The organism is Streptomyces sp. NPDC088910, from assembly GCF_044749865.1.
Lineage (GTDB): Bacteria > Actinomycetota > Actinomycetes > Streptomycetales > Streptomycetaceae > Actinacidiphila.
The window spans coordinates 70,156-86,461 of the sequence record NZ_JBIVIV010000006.1; the positions used below are offsets into that span (position 1 = coordinate 70,156).

12 protein-coding genes are annotated in these 16,306 nt (G+C 72.0%); 3 read left to right on the top strand and 9 right to left on the bottom strand.

What is annotated here, in order from left to right; all coding sequences use genetic code 11:
- Positions 1–146 precede the first annotated feature (146 nt).
- The 4 genes from ACIP4Z_RS15710 to ACIP4Z_RS15725 all read right to left on the bottom strand — a co-directional run bounded on the left by ACIP4Z_RS15710 (position 147) and on the right by ACIP4Z_RS15725 (position 6,392).
- The gene (locus ACIP4Z_RS15710) at positions 147–2,837 is read right to left on the bottom strand and encodes a glycoside hydrolase family 3 C-terminal domain-containing protein (RefSeq protein WP_391163196.1); all 2,691 of its coding nucleotides are present in this window, start codon (positions 2,835–2,837) and stop codon (positions 147–149) included.
- A gap of 2 nt (positions 2,838–2,839) precedes the next feature.
- Positions 2,840–3,712 carry a carbohydrate ABC transporter permease gene (locus ACIP4Z_RS15715; protein ID WP_401308285.1) on the bottom strand — a complete coding sequence of 291 codons (873 nt, stop codon included), beginning with the start codon at positions 3,710–3,712 and terminating at the stop codon, positions 2,840–2,842.
- The gene (locus ACIP4Z_RS15720) at positions 3,709–4,710 is read right to left on the bottom strand and encodes a sugar ABC transporter permease (protein ID WP_355346817.1); all 1,002 of its coding nucleotides are present in this window, start codon (positions 4,708–4,710) and stop codon (positions 3,709–3,711) included. Before ACIP4Z_RS15720 ends, ACIP4Z_RS15715 begins: the two co-directional genes overlap by 4 nt.
- A gap of 377 nt (positions 4,711–5,087) precedes the next feature.
- Positions 5,088–6,392 carry an extracellular solute-binding protein gene (locus ACIP4Z_RS15725; protein ID WP_401308288.1) on the bottom strand — a complete coding sequence of 435 codons (1,305 nt, stop codon included), beginning with the start codon at positions 6,390–6,392 and terminating at the stop codon, positions 5,088–5,090.
- 388 nt (positions 6,393–6,780) lie between these two features.
- On the opposite strand from ACIP4Z_RS15725, the gene ACIP4Z_RS15730 reads away from it, so the two are divergent.
- Both ACIP4Z_RS15730 and ACIP4Z_RS15735 read left to right on the top strand, forming a co-directional pair.
- Positions 6,781–9,834 (top strand): discoidin domain-containing protein, encoded by a 3,054-nt coding sequence (locus tag ACIP4Z_RS15730; RefSeq protein WP_401308291.1) that lies wholly within the window; start codon positions 6,781–6,783, stop codon positions 9,832–9,834.
- A 138-nt stretch (positions 9,835–9,972) separates the two neighbouring features.
- On the top strand, positions 9,973–11,025 hold the full coding sequence (locus ACIP4Z_RS15735) for a LacI family DNA-binding transcriptional regulator (RefSeq protein WP_401308294.1): 1,053 nt from the start codon (positions 9,973–9,975) through the stop codon (positions 11,023–11,025).
- A 308-nt stretch (positions 11,026–11,333) separates the two neighbouring features.
- Here the strand turns inward: ACIP4Z_RS15735 and ACIP4Z_RS15740 are convergent, their stop codons facing one another.
- The 4 genes from ACIP4Z_RS15740 to ACIP4Z_RS15755 form a co-directional block, all read right to left on the bottom strand.
- Positions 11,334–12,038: a 4'-phosphopantetheinyl transferase gene (locus ACIP4Z_RS15740; RefSeq protein WP_401308297.1), complete on the bottom strand. Its 705-nt coding sequence runs from the start codon at positions 12,036–12,038 to the stop codon at positions 11,334–11,336.
- Positions 12,035–12,901, bottom strand: a complete 867-nt coding sequence (locus tag ACIP4Z_RS15745; protein ID WP_401308300.1) for a metallophosphoesterase family protein — start codon at positions 12,899–12,901, stop codon at positions 12,035–12,037. The genes ACIP4Z_RS15740 and ACIP4Z_RS15745 overlap by 4 nt, the downstream gene beginning before the upstream one ends.
- Positions 12,902–13,110: 209 nt before the next feature.
- Positions 13,111–14,304, bottom strand: a complete 1,194-nt coding sequence (locus ACIP4Z_RS15750; protein ID WP_391118904.1) for an acetyl-CoA C-acyltransferase — start codon at positions 14,302–14,304, stop codon at positions 13,111–13,113.
- A gap of 143 nt (positions 14,305–14,447) precedes the next feature.
- Positions 14,448–14,894, bottom strand: a complete 447-nt coding sequence (locus tag ACIP4Z_RS15755) for a MarR family winged helix-turn-helix transcriptional regulator (RefSeq protein WP_401308304.1) — start codon at positions 14,892–14,894, stop codon at positions 14,448–14,450.
- A gap of 88 nt (positions 14,895–14,982) precedes the next feature.
- Here ACIP4Z_RS15755 and ACIP4Z_RS15760 point away from each other — a divergent pair, with 88 nt between their 5' ends.
- On the top strand, positions 14,983–15,390 hold the full coding sequence (locus ACIP4Z_RS15760) for a VOC family protein (protein WP_391045808.1): 408 nt from the start codon (positions 14,983–14,985) through the stop codon (positions 15,388–15,390).
- 148 nt (positions 15,391–15,538) lie between these two features.
- Here the strand turns inward: ACIP4Z_RS15760 and ACIP4Z_RS15765 are convergent, their stop codons facing one another.
- Positions 15,539–16,009 carry an RNA-binding S4 domain-containing protein gene (locus ACIP4Z_RS15765; RefSeq protein ID WP_401308308.1) on the bottom strand — a complete coding sequence of 157 codons (471 nt, stop codon included), beginning with the start codon at positions 16,007–16,009 and terminating at the stop codon, positions 15,539–15,541.
- Between the last annotated feature and the right edge of the window lie 297 nt (positions 16,010–16,306).

Here is a 16,306-nt window from a genome sequence, read left to right on the forward strand (position 1 = left end):
TACGGTTCGCCGGTCCGGGCAATCAATCCCCCTCAGGATCCCTCAGGAACCCCCAGGCTCCACCGGATCAGGACCGGGCCGGAGTGTGCCCGGGGGACGCCCCCGACTGTCAGGTGAGGGGGGCGCCCCGGTCTCGGTGCGTTCTCTCAGAACGCCAGTGGCGCGGAGAGCGGCAGCCGGGCGGCCGTGGGCCCGGCGTACAGCGTGTACGGGGCCGGGCGGCTCCGCCAGCGTCCTTCCGCGGGTGACCACCGCTGGAACGACCGTGCTGCCACGTGAACTTCCGCCACGACATCCTCACCGGGCTCGGCCCGGACCGCGGTAAATCCGGCCAGTCGCGGTCCACCGTTGTCATAGTCGCCGTCGGGCCCGGTGCCGAGGTAGACCTGGACGACCTCGCGGCCGGCACGCGCCCCGGTGTTGCGCAGCGCGACCCGTACCACGATGTCCCGTTCCCCGTCCTCACCTGCGGATTCGCCGTGGCCCGAGGTCTCCTCCGCCGCCTCGGGCACGTCCAGCAGCCGGTAGTCCCAGGTGGTGTAGCCGAGCCCGTGACCGAACCAGTACGCGGGTTCCGCGCCCGCCCTGCGCCACGCACGATGGCCGATATACGGCCCTTCCTCGTACGGCAGCACACCGTCTGCGGGAGTGGTGGACGGCAGGGGCGCGCCCTCGGCGAGTCCGGCCCAGGTGGTGGGCAGCCGCCCGCCGGGCTCGGCGTGGCCGAACAGTACGTCGGCCAGGCCGTGTCCGGCCTCCTGGCCGGGGAACCAGCTCAGCAGCACCGCGGGGACGCTCTCCCGCCAGGGCAGTTCGACCGGTCCGCCGGAGTTGACGATCACCACGGTACGGGGGTTGGCGGCGGCGACCGCGGCGACGAGTTCGTCCTGGCGGCCGGGGAGCGCGAGCGACGTACGGTCGAAGCCCTCGCTCTCGATCTCGTCGGTGGTGCCGACGACCACGACGGCCACGTCCGCGTCGCGGGCCAGCGCCACGGCCTCGGCGATCGACTCGTCCTCGTCGCGGCGCGGCGGGTCGGCGGCCAGCGCGACCGCGAAGCCGTCGTCCGCCTCCCAATGGCGGGTGGCGACCAGCAGCAGTTCACCGCCCGCCGTCACCTGCCGGGACGCCACCCGGAAGGACGGTGTGACATGGACATATGTGGGGTCCCGCGATTCGGGCCGCACATAGGTGTCGATCAGCGTCTCGCCGTCCGCCCGCAGTGTGACCGCGCCGAGGCCGACGACGGCGAACCGCCACTCCCCCGTGACATCCGGTGTGACCAGGGCGCTGACCTCGACGGCCACCGCGGTGGCGGCGAGTTCCGGCGCGTCGCCCGACTCCAGGATCCGGCCGCTGAGCCGGTGCTCGGCGTGGATCTCGGCGCCGTCGGCGGCGAGGTAGCGGACCAGGACGCCGGGTGCGCCGCTGCGCGGGTCGCGGGAGTTGCCGCTGTGCAGCGGGGTCGGGCGGGTGGTGAGGACGACGCCCTCGGCGTGCACGACCTCGGCGCTGTCGCCGACCGCGTCCCTGATGCCGTCGAGCGGCGAGACGACCTCGATCGGGAAGACGCCCGCGCTGCCGCCGCCCTGGACGCGCGCGGCGGCGGCGTTCGGGCCGAGTACGGCGATCCGCGGCGGCCCGCCGTCCGGACCGTCCTGGCCGGTCCCTCGTCCGGGGGCCGGGTCGAGCGGCAGCAGCCCGCCCTCGTTGCGCAGCAGGACGCTCGCGGCGGCGACCGCGCGGCGCAGCAGGGCGCGGGCGTCGTCGGACACGACCGGCGCGGCGGTCGCCAGAGGGGTCGCTCGTGTTTCGCCGTGGGCTTCCAGGGGTGACAAGGTCCCCTGGAAGCCCTCCAGCGCACCGACCCGTGCGGCGAGCCGCAGGAATCGGCGGACCTTGTCGTCGATCACCGTCTCGGGCACCCTGCCCTCGCGGACCGCCGCCACCAGCGGCTCGCCCCACAGCGGGTGCGGCCCCGGCATCGCGAGGTCCTGCGGGGCGAGCGCCGACTCCTCGGTGGACCGGACCGCGCCCCAGTCGGAGACCACGACCCCGTCGAAGCCCCAGGTGCCCTTGAGCGGTTCGGCCAGCAGCGGGCTCTCGGACATGGTGATGCCGTTGACCGCGTTGTACGCAGACATCACCACCCACACGCCCGCGCGCACCGCGGCCTCGAAGGGCGCCATGTACACCTCGCGCAGGGTGCGTTCGTCGACGCGGGCGTCCAGCGTCAGACGTTCGGTCTCCGAGTCGTTCGCCACATAGTGCTTGGCGGTGGCCGCGACGCCGCCGGCCTGGACGCCGCGGATGTACGCGGCGGCCGTGCGTCCGGTGAGCAGCGGGTCCTCGGAGTAGCACTCGAAGTGCCGTCCGGCCGCCGGGGTCCTGTGCAGGTTGAGGGTGGGGGCGAGCATGATGTCGATCCGCTTGCGGCGGGCCTCCGCGGCGAGCAGACCGCCCAGTTCGGCGACGAGTTCCTCGTCCCAGCTCGCCGCGAGCGCGGTCGGCGACGGCAGGACGAGCGCGGTGTCGCGTTCGTCCCAGCGCTCGCCGCGTACGCCCGCGGGCCCGTCGGACACGCCCATCTCCCGCAGGCCGACGGCCGGTTCGCCCTGCGTCCTGAAGGAACTGGCGCCGGAGAGCAGCCGGACCTTGGCGGGGAGGTCGAGCTTGGCGACGAGCGCGTCCAACTCCGCGTCGGACGGGGCGGGTTCCGCCTCCGACGCGGGCTGTGACGCGGACCCCGGCGCGGGCCCCGACCCGTTCCCCGACGCGGGATCGGACAGCGTCGCGGGCCCGGGAAGGGGCAGGGACTCGGACTCGGGAGTGATCATGGTCATCCCTTCATGGCCCCCTGCATGATGCCGTCCAGGATTTGACGGCCCATCAGCAGGAAGACCGCGATGATCGGCAGGCTGGAGACGAGCGCCCCGGTGAGCACCAGGGAGTAGTCCTGGATGTAGCCGCTGGCCAGTTCGGACAGCGAGAGCTGCACCGTGGGGTTCTGCTGGGTCATGACCACCTTGGGCCAGTAGAAGTCGTTCCAACTGGCCATGAAGGTGAGCATGCCGAGCACCGCCATCGCCGGGCGGGCGGCGGGCAGTGCGATGTGCCAGTACAGGCCCCGGGTCGTGCAGCCGTCCATCCGGCCCGCGTCGAGCAGTTCGTCGGGGATGGCCGTGACCAGGTACTGCCGCATGAAGAACACGCCGAAGGCGTTGGCGGCGGCGGGCACGATGAGCGCCTGGAGGTGGTTCGCCCAGTGCAGCCAGTTCGCCATCATGATGTAGAGCGGGATGATGCCGAGCTGGGTGGGGACCATCATCGTCGCCACCACGGAGCCCAGCAGCGGGCTCCGGCCGGGGAACCGCAGCTTGGCGAAGGCGAATCCGGCGAGCGTGGAGGTCAGCACCACCGAGACAGTGACGGTGCCGGCCACGATCAGCGAGTTGACCAGGGCCAGTTGCATGTCGGCCTGGTCGAACGCCCGGCGCAGGTTGGCCAGGAGGTGGCTGCCGGGCAGCAGCGCGGGCGGCACCTGGCTGAGCGCGGCGTTGTCCCGCGAGGCGGCGACCAGCGTCCAGTACAGCGGGAAGACCGAGAGTCCGACGACGACGGCGAGCGCGACGTAGACGCCCTTGCCGGCCGAGAGCTGACGGTCCCGGCCGGACCGGCGGCGGGGGCGCTTGGTGAGCGGCAGGGTGGTCATGCGGCCTCGACTCCCTTCATGCGGCGGGCCAGAAGGAAGTTGACGGCGACGATCACGACGATGACCAGGAACATCGCCCAGGAGATCGCGGCGCCGTAGCCGTATTTGAACTTCCCCCAGAACTGGTCGTACGAGTACAGCGCCATCGTCTGGAACTGGTGCTGCGAGCCGCCCGCCATCGGGGTCTGGCTCGCGCTGAACAGCAGTGGCTCGCCGAACATCTGGAGCGCGCCGATGGTCGAGGTGATGACGGTGAACAAGATGGTGGGGCGCAGCACCGGGATGGTGATGGACCTGAACTGCCGCCACCGGCTGGCCCCGTCGATCGCGGCGGCCTCGTACAGCTCGAAGGGGACGGCCTGCATCGCGGCGAGGTAGATCAGCGCGTTGTAGCCGGTCCAGCGCCAGGTGACGATGGTGGAGATGCCGATCCAGGAGGACCAGGTGCCCGCCTGCCAGTCGGTGTGCGGGACGCCGAAGAGGCCGAGGAACCAGTTGACCAGGCCGAAGTCGCGGCCGAAGAGCTGGACGAAGATGATCGTGACGGCCGCGACCGAGGTGACGTTGGGCAGCAGCACGCCCATCCGGATGAAAGTGCGGCCCCGCAGGCGGTAGTTGAGCAGGTGAGCCAGGCCCAGCGCGAGCAGCAGTTGCGGGACGGTGGAGAGCACGCCGATGCCGAGGGTGTTGCGCAGCGCGTTCCAGAAGAACTGGTCGTGCAGCAGGGTGCGGTAGTTGTCGAGGCCGACGAAGGTGTGCCTGCTGCCGTCGGTGTCGGCCCGCCAGGCGGTGAGCGACACATACGCCGTGTAGAGCAGCGGGAACAGGCCGAAGACGCCGAAGACGAGGAAGAACGGCGAGATGTAGAAGTACGGCGACAGGCGCCGCTCGGCCCGGTGCCAGCGGGCCCCCTTGGCGGGGGCGAAGTCGGGCGCCGTCTTTCCGGGCGAGGGGTTGTCCTGCGAGGCGGCGGGCGGGGTGCCGGTCGAGACGGCCATGCATCTGCTCCTGGTTGGTGGCCGGCGGGGGGTACGCGGTGGGCGGGGAGTGGGAAGGGTGCGCAACCCCCGCCGGCCCGTCGAGTGGCGCGAGCGGCCCGGAACGGGAACCTCGGGGCGGTCAGGGACCCGGAGGATCTGAGGACCTCACGTTCGGGGCCGGCTCCCGTCGTGCCCCACCGTCCGCGCGGCCCGCTCGGGACAGCGGTCCGCGCGGACGGCGGGATCCGGTGGCCGCCCGCCGCGATCCGGCGGCCACTTCGGTCCGGGAGTCCGGGCTCGGGGCCCGGCTCCGGGACGCCGGAAGGGTGGTGCCGGGACCGGCGGGTCATGGGCGGCGCGAGCGGCGCCCGGCACCCGTGCCCGCCGGCCGGGCACTACTCGCCGATGTTCTCGATCTCGGCGTTGGCGTTGCTCCACGCCTTGTCCACGCTCGCCTTGCCCTGTTCGACCGAGACCAGGGCGTTGCCGTAGATGTTGCCGATGTCGGCGCCGTGCGGGCCGAGCGGCTGCGGCTTCAGGTTCTTCGCGGAGTCGGAGAAGATCTTGCCGGTGGGCGCGCCGTTGAACATCGGGTCGGTCAGGTTCGCGATGTCGGGCGAGGTCCACAGCGCCTGGTCGGAGGGGAAGAAGCCCTTGTTCTTGAAGAGCCAGGCTTCCTGGGTGGGCGCGGTGAGCCACTTGGCCAGCTCGACGGCGGCCTTGGTGTGCTTGCCCTGCTTGGGCACCGTCAGATAGGAGCCGCCCCAGTTGCCGCCGCCGCCGGGGATGGTGGCGATGTCCCACTTGCCGCCGTCGGCGGGCGGGTTGGCCTTGAACTCGTAGCTCATCCAGGCCGGGCAGGTCACGGTGGCGAACTGGCTCTTGCGGAAGCCGGTGTCCCAGGCGGGGGTGAAGGCGGCGATACCGGCCGACTCACCGTCCTTGATGGCACCCGCGACCGTGTCGAACGCCTGCTTGACCGCCGGGTTGGACGCGGCGACGACCTTGCCGTCCGCGTCGTAGAACGCCTGCGGCGCCTGGGCGGTCATCGCGGAGAAGACATTGCTGCCCGCGTCGAACCACTTGACCTTCTTGTCCGGGCTCTTGGCGAGGAACTGCTTGCCGGTGGAGAAGTAGGAGTCCCAGCTCGACACCAGCGAGGAGACGGCCTGCCGGTCGGTGGGCAGCCCGGCCTTCTGGAAGAGGTCGGCGCGGTAGCAGAGCGCCATGCCGCCCATGTCGGTGCCGAGGCCGAAGAGCGAGGAGCCGTCCCGGCTGGAGGCGGGGGCGGTCTTGGACGGCACCCACTGGTTCTTGTCGACGCCCTCGTCCAGGAAGTTGACGAATTTGCTCGCCTCGGACTGGAAGCCCGCGACCTGGCCGATCTCGATCGCCTCGATGTCGGCGGTGCCGCTGCCCGCGACCAGGTGCGCGTGCAGGTTCTGGTGGTGGGCGCCCAGGTCGGCGCGGTTCTCCTTGATCGTGATGTTCGGGTGGAGCTTGTGGTACTGGGCGTAGAGGTCCTTGTAGCCGAAGTCCGAGAACAGGTTCACGGTGAGCGTGGTCTTGGCGTTGGCGTCGTCGCCGGAACCGGACTTGGACGTCGAGTCGCTTCCGCAGCCGGTGGCCAGGAGCGCGGCGGCCAGTACGGCGCCCCCTCCCGCGAGCCACGTCCTGCGTCTGTTTCCTGTGTCGCTCATGGGGACTTCCTCGGATTTCTCGGTCTCTGGGCGGACGGGCGGGGCGGCCGGAGGGACCCCGGGGCAGGCAGGAAAAGAACGCTTGGAGAGCGCTCTCCCAATGCCGGTACATTCACGCCCCGCACAGGCGTGTGTCAAGACCCGGTACTCCGATCCGCACCGGATACGCACGTTCCGACGGTGAACAGACTTGCCGATTCAGGATGTTAGAGGGCATAACGAGCGGGACATGTCGTCATCTCGTGTCCGATGCCTTGACACCCCGGAAACCGGGACGCAACCATCTGCCCACTGAGAGAGCGCTCTCCCGAATGCTCCATGCCCCGGAACCCGCCGTCCCGGAGAGCCGCACCCTCCCTCCCTCACCTCCCCCCGCAGGAGAATCGGCATGAGAGCCTCACACTCACCGACCGCCCGGTTCAGATCCCTTCCACCGTCGCTGCGCGCGGCCCTTCTGGTGCTCCTCGCCATGGGCCTCGCGCTGTACGCGCTCGCCGTCCCCACCACGGCCGCGCACGCCGCCGACACCCTGCTCTCGCAGGGCAAGCCGGCCACCGCGTCCAGCACCGAGGGCGCCGGTTACCCGGCCTCCGCCGCGGTCGACGGCGACGCCGGCACCCGCTGGGCCAGCGCCTGGAGCGACCCGCAGTGGCTCCAGGTCGACCTCGGCGCCACCTCCACCGTCAGCAAGGTCGTGCTGAACTGGGAGAACTACGCGACGGCGTACCAGATCCAGGTCTCCGACACCGGCACCGGCGGCTGGACGACGATCTACTCCACGACCACCGGCACCGGCGGCACCCAGACCCTCACGGTCAGCGGCACCGGCCGGTACGTCCGGATCAACGGCACCGTGCGCAACAACGGCTACGGCTACTCTCTGTGGGAGTTCCAGGTGTACGGCACCGCGGGCTCCGGCGGCACGGGCGGTACGACCGGCGGTGACAACGGCGGTACGGGCACGCCGCCGCCCGGCAACTGGACCACGGTGTGGAGCGACGACTTCACCGGCGCGGCCGGCACCTCGCCCAGCGCCGCCAACTGGATCACGGACACCGGCACCGCCTACCCCGGCGGCCCCGCCAACTGGGGCACCGGCGAGGTCGACACCGCCACCAACTCCCCCGCGAACGTGGGCCTCGACGGCAACGGCCACCTCAACCTGACGGCCCTGAAGTCGGGTACGGCCTGGACGTCCGGCCGGATCGAGTCCAAGCGGACCGACTTCGCGGCGCCCGCGGGCGGCCAGCTCCAGATCTCCGCCACGCTCAAGCAGCCGAATCCGGCCAAGGCGCTGGGCTACTGGCCGTCCTTCCGCGCGATGGGCGCCGCCTTCCGGGGCAACCCCGGCGCGTGGCCGGCCGTCGGCGAGAGCGACATCATGGAGAACGTCAACGGCCGCTCGCAGCTCTCGGCGACCCTGCACTGCGGCACCGCGCCCGGCGGCAACTGCGACGAGTACAACGGCAAGACCAGCGGTCTGGCCACCTGCTCCGGCTGCCAGACCGGCTACCACACGTACTCCGAGATCATCGACCGCACGAAGTCCGACGAGCAGATCCGCTACTACCTCGACGGCAAGCAGATCTGGCAGGTCAGCGAGTCGCAGGTCGGCGTCGCGACCTGGGAGGCGGCCGTGCACCACGGCGTCTTCGTGGACTTCAGCCTCCGGATCGGCGGCTCCTACCCCAACTCCGTCTGCGGCTGCACCTCTCCGGCCGCCGACACCTCCTCCGGCGGCGCGCTGAGCATCGACAACGTGACGGTCTCCCAGATCGCCGCGGGCACCGTGCCGACCCCGCTCACCGACCCGCCGGTGCCGACCGGCGCCAGCGACGTGCACGTCACGGGCGGCCAGGGCAACTGGAAGCTGACCGTCAACGGGGCGCCGTACACCGTCAAGGGCATGACCTGGGGTCCGTCCAACGACACGGCGAACGCGCACATGCGTGACCTGAAGGCGATGGGCGTCAACACCGTGCGCACCTGGGGCACCGACGCGGGCACCAAGCCGCTGCTGGACGCCGCCGCGCAGTTCGGTCTGAAGGTGGTCAACGGCTTCTGGCTCAACCAAGGCGCGGACTACGTCAACGACACGGCGTACAAGACCAACACGCTCAACGACATCAAGAACTGGGTGACGACGTACAAGAACCACCCGGGCGTGCTGATGTGGGACGTCGGCAACGAGGTCATCCTCACCACGCAGGACCACTACTCGGGCGCCGCGATCGAGCAACAGCGCATCGCCTACGCGAAGTTCGTCGAGCAGGTGACGCAGGCGATCCACGCGATCGACCCGAACCACCCGGTGACGTCGACGGACGCGTGGACCGGCGCGTGGCCGTACTACAAGCAGTACACGCCGTCGCTCGACCTCTACGCGGTCAACTCCTACGGTGCGGTCTGCAATGTGAAGCAGGACTGGATCAACGGCGGTTACACCAAGCCGTACATCGTCACCGAGACCGGCGAGGCCGGTGAGTGGGAGGTGCCGAACGACGCGAACGGGGTGCCCACCGAGCCGACGGACATCCAGAAGCGGGACGCGTACCTGTCCGCGTGGAACTGTATCTCGGGCCACACCGGGGTGGCGCTCGGCGCCACGATCTTCCACTACGGCAACGAGAACGACTTCGGCGGCGTGTGGTTCAACGTCCGCCCGGCGAGCTGGAACCGGATGATGTACTACTCGGTGGCGAAGGACTACGGCGGCACGCCGCAGGCCAACACCCCGCCGGTGATCAGCTCGATGACGGTCGGCAACAGCGGTTCCGTCCCGGCAGGCGGCACCTTCGACGTCTCGGCTTCGGCGACCGATCCGGACGGCGATCTGATCCGGTATCAGCTCATGTACTCCACCAAGTACGTGGACAGCGGGACCGGTCTGCAACAGGTCACGTTCACGCAGACCGGCGACGGCAGGTTCACGGTGACCGCGCCCAAGACGCTCGGGGTGTGGAAGGTGTACGTGTACGCCTTCGACGGGCACGGGAACGTGGGTATCGAGACCAAGTCGTTCCGCGTGGTGGCGCCGACGGTCGGCGGTACGAACGTGGCGCTCGGCAAGCCGACGACCGCGTCCTCGTACCAGCAGACCGGCAACGGGGCGCCGTTCCCGCCGTCGAACACCACGGACGGGCGCTGGGACACCCGGTGGGCGACCGACTGGACCGACGCGCAGTGGCTGCGGGTCGACCTCGGGCAGACCACCGCGATCAAGCACATCCAACTCGGCTGGGAGTCCGCCTACGGGAAGTCGTACCAGGTGCAGGTGTCCAACGACGGCAACACGTGGACGGACATCTACAGCACGACCACCGCGACCGGCGGCGTGGAGACGTTCGACGTCAACGGGTCCGGCCGCTATGTGCGGCTGAATCTGACGCAGCGCGGCACGGCCTACGGGTACTCGCTGTACGAGTTCGGGGTGTACGCGTGACCCGGGTGACCGGGGCGCGCGGTTGAGACCGGGGCGGGGCGCGGCGGGCCTGTGGGGGGCCGCCGTACCCCGCCCCATCTGCGTGTTGTCCGACCAGGACTTAGGGAGAGCGCTCTCCGTGCGTGGTATAACTGGACCATGACGAGCAGCCGTCCTGCCGGGCCCCGCCTGCCCACACTGGAAGACGTCGCGCGGTCCGCCGGGGTGTCGCGGGCGACGGTGTCCCGTGTGGTCAACGGGACGCGCAATGTCGATCCGGAGATCCAGAAGGTCGTCCAGGAGGCGGTCGAGGCGACCGGGTACATCCCCAATCGCGCGGCCAGGTCGCTGGTCACCCGGCGTGCGGACTCGGTCGCGCTGGTCTTCTCCGTGCCCGACCACCACGCGGCCGACGACCCCTTCCTCGGGCAGGTCTTCAGCGACCCGTTCTTCGGCCGGATAGTGGGCGGGCTGCTCACGGTGCTGCGCCCGCGCGGCGTGCACCCCTTGCTGATGCTCGCCGACTCCGAGAAGGCGCGGCGCTCGCTGGTGCCGAATCTGCGGCAGGAGCACATCGACGGCGTGGTGCTGGTGTCGATCGCGCCGGGCGACCCGCTGCCGTCCCTGCTCACCGAGGCCGGGCTGCCGACCGTGCTGTTCGCCCGGCCGGCCACGCCGATCCCGATCAGCTTCGTGGACGTCGCGCAGCAGGCGGGCGCGAAGCTCGCCGCCGAGCACCTGCTGGCCCGCGGCTGCCGCCGGATCACCACCATCGCGGGCCCGGCCGACTCCCCCGCGGGCCAGGACCGCCTCGCGGGCTTCCGCGAGGCGATGGCCGAGCACGGCTACGCGTACGTCCCCAGCGTCGAGGGCAGCTTCACGCAGGAGGGCGGCGAGCGGGCGATGAAGCAGTTGCTGTCCGAACAGCCCGACACCGACGGCGTGTTCGTCGCCAACGACCTCATGGCCCAGGGCGCCCTTCTCGTCCTGCGCGACCACGGCCGCCGCGTGCCCGACGACGTGGCCGTCATCGGCTTCGACGACAGCAGCGCCGCCCTGTCCTCCCGCCCCCTGCTCACCACCATCCGCCAGCCGGTGGAGGACATGGCCGCGGAAATGGCGAAGCTCCTGATGGCCCTCATCGACGACCCCGCCCAGCAGACCCGCTCAGCGATCTTCAAAACAACCCTGATCCCCCGCGAATCCGCCTGACGGCGGAGGTCATCAACCGCGCCCGCCCCCACCCCCCGCAGCGGGACGGCGCCCACGCCCGCCACGATTCCGCCCGACGGCGCTCGGTACCGGCACTCCGCCGCGCGGCGCCTGACGGCGCAGGTCGTTTGGCGTCTGCCCGGACTTGGCCACCCGGCGGCGGAGGCCGGTGGGCGGATCGGGTCGGGGGTTCGGCGGGTTGGGGCGCTGGCTCGGCGGACGGGGCGCCTTGGCGGAATTCCGGGCTGGGCCGCCAGGCCGCGCACGGGTCCGGTGCGCGAGGTGCTGGGGCCGGGGTGTCGCGGGGGTCAAGCGGCAGGCGCAGCCGTTGGGTTGGGGACGACGATCGCCGTGGTGACGAGGCCGTTGCGGGTGGTCCAGCGGCCGGTGAAGATGTCGGGGCCGATGTTCTCGGCGAGGAGGGGGCCGGGGATCAGGAGGCGGGCGGTGTAGCCGCCGCGGTCGGGGGCGTCGGGGTCGCGGGTGAAGAGGAGTTCGGCCTCCTCGAAGCCGAGCATCTTGCGGTGGAAGGGATACCACGCCTTGTAGACGGTCTCCTTGGCGCTGAACAGCAGCCGGTCCCAGTGGATTTCGGGTGCTTCCTCGCCCAGCCGCTCCAGCGCGGCGGCCTCCGCGTCGGTGGCGGTGACGACCTTGAGCACCCCCTCGGGCAGCGGTCCGTGCGGCTCCGCGTCGATGCCGAGGGTGTGGACGTCGGAGGTACGGGCGACCGCCGCGGCACGGTAGCCGTCGCAGTGGGTGATGCTGCCGACGACGCCGGCCGGCCAGACCGGCGCGCCCCGGTCGGGGTCGCGCGGGATCGGCCCCGGCGCGATCCCGAGCCCGGCCAGCGCGGCGCGGGCGCAGGCGCGGCCCGCCGCGTACTCGGCGCGGCGCTTGGCGACCGCCTTGGCGACGGCCGCGGCCTCCTCGGGGAAGAGCGGCGCACTGTCGAGTTCCGCGCCGTACACGGCCCGTGAGCGGACGGCGGCGGGCAGCAGGTGCTCGATCACCGGCGGACGCCCTGACGTCCGGCCAGTATCCGCCGCGGCCCCGCGGGCCCGGTGTCGCGGCGCCCCCACTCGCGCGGGTAGCCGAGCGAGACCTCGGTGAAGCGGACGCCGTCGCGCCACATCACGCGCGGGATGTGCAGATGCCCGTAGACGACCTCGGCGGCCCGGAAGCGGGTGTGCCACTGCTCGGTGCGCTCGGTGCCGCACCACAGCGCGAACGACGGGTAGCGCAGGATGCGCGTCGGGTCGCGGTGCAGCGGGAAGTGGTTGGCCAGCACCGTCGGCAGCGCCGGGTCCAGCGCCTCCAGGCGCGCCTCGGTCTCGGCCACCCGGACCCGGCACCAGTCGTCGAGGCCCGGCAGCGGGTCGGGGTGCAGGAACCGCTCGTCGTTGCAGATCACGCCGAGGTCCCGCGAGTGCGCCAGCGCCTCTTCCTTGGTGGTGGCACCGGGCGTGCCGTCGCGCCACGTGTAGTCGTACAGCAGGAACATCGGCACGACCGCGACCGGCCCCCGCTCGCCCTCCCACAGGGGGTACGGGTCCTCGGGTGTGATGACGCCGAGGCGGCGGATCTCCTCGACCAGGTGCCGGTAGCGGGCCTCGCCGCGCAGTTGCACCGGGTCGTCCGGCGGGGTCCACAGCTCGTGGTTGCCCGGCAGCCAGATGACGGTGGAGAAGTGCTCCTTGAGCGTGCGCAGCGCCCAGATGATGTCCTCGGAGTTCTCGGCGACGTCTCCGGCGACGATCAGCCAGTCCTCGTCCGTCCCCGGCCGCAACTGCTCCACGATGAGGCGGTTGGCCGCGTAACCGACGTGCAGGTCACTGATCGCGAGTAGCTGCGCCCCGCTGTCGGGGCCGGTCAACGTGCGTCAACTCGTCCGCTAAGTGGTGTAGGCACGCGATCGATTGTCCCAGACGGCGGCGGACGGCACCGGGCTTTCGGGTCCGCGGGCGGGTGTCACGGAGGTGGTTCCCGTCACCCTCGCCGCCGTTTCGCCCGGGCGGCGGCACCGTCGCACCGACACGGACCGAGCGAGAGTCCGTCGCGCGTCCGTCACGGCTCAGTCGCAGCTCAGTCGCGGTCGACCAGCACCGCCGTGCCCTGGCCGACCCCGACGCACATGGTGGCCAGGCCCCGGTGGGCGCCGGTGCGGTTCATCCGGTGCAGCAAGGTGGTGAGGATACGGGCGCCCGAGCAGCCGAGCGGGTGGCCGAGGGCGATGGCGCCGCCGTCGGGGTTGACCAGTTCGGGGTCGACGCCGAGTTCGCGCACGGAGGCCAGCGCCTGGGCGGCGAACGCCTCGTTGAACTCGGCCTCCTCGACGCTGTCGACGGTCCTGCCGAGCCGGGCGAGCACGCGCCGGGTCGCCGGGACCGGCCCGACGCCCATGACGTCCGGGTGCACTCCGGCGCTGGCCCCGGCCGCGTACCGGCCGAGGGATTCGAGTCCGAGGTCGCGCAGCGCCTCCTCGCTGACCAGCAGCAGCCCGGCGGCGCCGTCGTTCATCGGCGAGGCGTTGCCCGCGGTGACCGTCCCGGTGCCGTCCTTGCGGAAGACCGGCTTGAGCGCGGCCAGCCGCTCGGCCGTGGTGTCCTCGCGGATGCACTCGTCCCGCGTGACGACCACGCCGTCGGGCCGGGTGACGGGCAGGATCTCGGCGTCGAAGAGGCCCTTCTCACGGGCCGCGGCGGCATTGCGGTGGCTGCGCAGCGCGAAGGCGTCCTGGTCGGCGCGGCTGACGCCGTACCGCGTGGCGACCTCCTCCGCCGTCTCCCCCATCGCCAGCACGCCGTGCAGTTCGCGCATCCGGTCGTTGGTGAGCCGCCAGCCGAGCCGGGTGTCGTACGTCGGCATCGTGTGCGGCAGCGCGTCGTCGGGGCGGGGCAGGACGAAGGGGGCGCGGCTCATCGACTCGGAGCCGCCCGCGACCACGATGTCGGCCTCGCCCGCCGCGATCATGCGGGCGGCGGCGGTGACGGCTTCGAGCCCGGACGCGCAGAGCCGGTTGACGGTGGCGCCGGGCACGCTGTCCGGCAGGCCCGCGAGCAACACGGCCATCCGCGCCACATTGCGGTTGTCCTCGCCCGACTGATTCGCCGCGCCCCAGTAGACGTCGTCGATCCTGGCGGGGTCGAGCGCGGGCACGCCGTCCAGCAGACCGCGCAGCACGGTCGCCGCCAAGTCGTCGGGGCGGACCGTGGAGAGCGCTCCCCGCAGCTTCCCGATGGGGGTGCGGCGGGCGGCGGCGAAGTGGACAGGTCGCATCGCGTGCTCCTCCTGGCGGGACCCGATGGTGCGGGTCGGGCGGCCCCGGGTGTGGGTACGTACCGCCCCCGTAAACTAGCACCGCAAGTTTACGGGGGCGAGGGCCGCTCCCGGCACTCCCCAGCCCCGCCGTTGCCGCGGTCTCACCGTCCCCCGGCGGGCAGCCCGTCGTGCACCCGCAGCAACAGGGCGTGCAATTGGGCCCGTTCGCGCGCGTCGAGCGGGGCGAGCACGTCGTCCTGTGCGGCCTCGGCGCGGGCGGTGAGCGCCGCGAGGCGGTCGCGGCCCGCCGGGGTGAGGGCGACGCGGACCCGGCGGCGGTCGGCCGTGTCGCGGGCGCGCTCGACGCAGCCGGACGCGGCCAGTTCGTCGACGACCTTCACCATGTCGCTGGGGTCGACGCCCAGCCGCCCTGCCAGCTCCCGCTGCACCTGCGGGCCGAAGTCGGCGAGCGCGGCGAGCACCGCCATGTGCCACAGCCGCAGACCCTCGTCGGACAGTTCGGCGGCCAGCCTGCCGCGCGCGGCCTTGCCGGTCTTCGACAGCAGATACGTCGTGAGGGCGGCGAGGGTGGGCGGTGTTCCGTTCATGGACCTCATTGTAGGCTGACACCAATGATGGGTCAGCACCTATGATCCCGTCACTCATCATCCCGTACGCACCGAGTGAGGTCTCCCGATGGACGCGCTCCACCCGCGCCTGCTCGTCGGCCGGTTCGCCGACACCTTCCGCTTCTACGACGCCGTGCTCCCCGGTCTCGTCGGCGCCGCGCTGACCCGCGGCGGCGAGAGCGGCCCCTACGCGAGCTGGGACGTCGGCGCCGAGGGCGTCCTCGCCCTCTTCGACCGGGCCGCGATGGCCGAGGTGACGGGCGGCACCGGCCTGCCCGCCGACCCGCCGCCCGCCCGGGACCGGGCCGTGCTGGTCAGCCGGGTGCCGGACGTCACCGCCGGGTACGAGCTGTGCCTGCGGCACGGCGGACGGCCGGTCGCTCCCCCGGCCGACCGCCCCGAGTGGGGCCCGTCGATGCGGACCGCGCATCTGCGCGACCCGGACGGCAACCTCCTGGAACTCCAGTCGTACTGATCCGGCGTACGGCCGGTCCCGCCGGGGTCCTCAGCCGCCCAGCACCGCTCAGTGCGCTCAGACGCTCTGAGCCATCAGCCAGGGTCCAACGCAGGACTCGCGGGTCACACGGGCGCCGCTCAGCCGTCCGCGGGACCCCGCCCACTCCTCAGCCGTCCTCGGGACGCCGGGCGCCGCCGCGCGGACGCGGGGTCCCGCCGGGCCGGCCGCCGTCGCCGGGCCGCGCGCTGCCGTGCAGCAGCCGTTCCAGCTCGCGCCGGTCGCGCTTGGTCGGCCGTCCGGTGCCGCGGTCGCGCAGGCCCAGCGCCAGGACGTCCTCGCGCGGAGGCGGCGGCGGGCTGTTGTCCACGAAGCACTCGGCCGCCGCGGGCGCGCCGACCCGCTTGCTCAGCACCTTGGAGACGACCACGATCCGCTCGCGGCCCGCGTGGTGCAGCCGTACTTCGTCGCCGACGCGTACGGCCTGGGCGGGCTTCACGCGCTCGCCGTTCACCCGGACGTGTCCGGCCCTGCACGCCGCGGCGGCGATCGAGCGCGTCTTGGTCAGCCGGACGCACCAGATCCAACTGTCCACCCGCACGCTCCCGCCGCCCGCGGGCTTCCCCTCGTCACCAGCCATGCCTCCGAGCCTACGACGTGGTCCGCTCCCGTCACCCCTGGTTTCCCGCCCACCTGGGCGGACGGCTGCGCGTGCGGGGTGCGGGGCGCAGTGTGAGGGTGCTGGTGCTGGTGCGACTACCGTCGGTGAGACCGGTCCCGTGGCCGAGGAGGCGGCGCCGCCCGCTCCGATCGACGCGGCGGGGGCGTGGACGGTCATGCAGGTGGTGCTGCTGGTCCGGGTGGTCGGGCACGCCAACGTCAATCTGATCGCGGCCCGGCACCGGCTCCATCGCCAAGCGGCTGCCGGCCGAGGACC